The organism is Psychrobacter sp. 1U2 (genome assembly GCF_051847575.1).
Map to the genome: position 1 here is coordinate 1 of NZ_JBPYDC010000284.1, position 1,265 is coordinate 1,265.

Genomic DNA, 1,265 nt, shown 5'->3' on the forward strand with positions numbered 1-1,265 from the left:
AAAAACCATCTATGACATAACGTTCATAAGTTGTTAATAAAGATTATGTTTATTGACGCACCGGACGAAATATGACTAAATGAGCGTATATCAAATAACAACAAATCAATCATTTAGTCTGTAGCGATGTGCTACAAACGTACAAGGAGTGTACTCAATATGGCCACTATGATTACCGATCGTACTTATCGCATCGCTCGTGAAAACACGCAAGCAATGCTTATCGATGTGCAAGAGCGCCTAACGCCGCACATTTATGATCACGAAAACATCGTCAAAAAAATAACAACGTTGATAAAAGGTCTACAGGCCCTTGATATCCCTATTATGCTTAATGAGCAATATAAAAAAGGTCTCGGTGATACGTTACCTGAAGTTTTTGAGCTATTAGAAGGTGATAATGCTAAAAGTTTTGAAAAAGTTACATTTAGCGCTTGCGACAACGATGATTCATGGCATTATTTGGCGCAGCAAAACCGTAGTATCGTTCTACTATTTGGCGTTGAGACGCATGTGTGTGTCATGCAAACGGCGTTAGATTTACTGGATAATGGCATGCAACCAGTCATCGTTGGTGATGCGGTAGGATCACGCTTTCCATATGATAAAAAACAAGCCATACGGCGTATTCGCCGCGCAGGTGGGGTAATTACTACGGTTGAGACCATATTGTTTGAGCTATGTCGCACAAGTCGCGACCCTGCATTTAAGACTATTAGTAATCTGATTAAGTAGTCAATTATCGTTAAAGGTAGTTATTAAACAATCTAGATAATGAAGTGCCTAGTCAGATTTTATTAAAAATAGACAATATAAGGCATAAAAGATGAATAGGGTAAAGCAGTACGGTTTTAAACCGCTCTTAGCAGTTGTATTTTTAATAATGATGATACAACCAGTGATGGCTGCCAGTCCTAACAGCAGTGGTAGCAAGCTGGCAGCAGATGCCAAAAAACAAATCGGCGTGACAGTCAATTATGACGCCACTTATCAAAAACTGGACTTTCCACGTGGTGATGTACCGATGAAAACGGGGAGAAGTACCGATGTCATCGTACGTGCTTATCGTTTGCAAAATATAGATTTACAGCAGCTGGTCAATCACGACATGAAGTCAAATTGGTCAGAATATCCAAAGAATTGGGGATTAAAGTCACCGGATAACAATATTGACCATCGCCGAGTGGCCAATCTTGAAGTGTTTTTTGAGCGTCATGGAAAATCATTATCTGTCACTGACAAAGACAGTTTTAAGACAGGGGATA

The 1,265-nt window shown here is 39.5% G+C and carries 2 protein-coding genes; both read left to right on the forward strand.

The window, feature by feature from the left end:
* Window positions 1–159: 159 nt before the first annotated feature.
* On the forward strand, window positions 160–735 hold the full coding sequence (locus tag ACS8FD_RS15195) for an isochorismatase family protein (RefSeq protein WP_439263528.1): 576 nt from the start codon (window positions 160–162) through the stop codon (window positions 733–735).
* A 148-nt stretch (window positions 736–883) separates the two neighbouring features.
* The coding region (locus ACS8FD_RS15200) for a DUF1287 domain-containing protein (RefSeq protein WP_439276463.1) at window positions 884–1,265 on the forward strand (382 nt) is incomplete at its 3' end.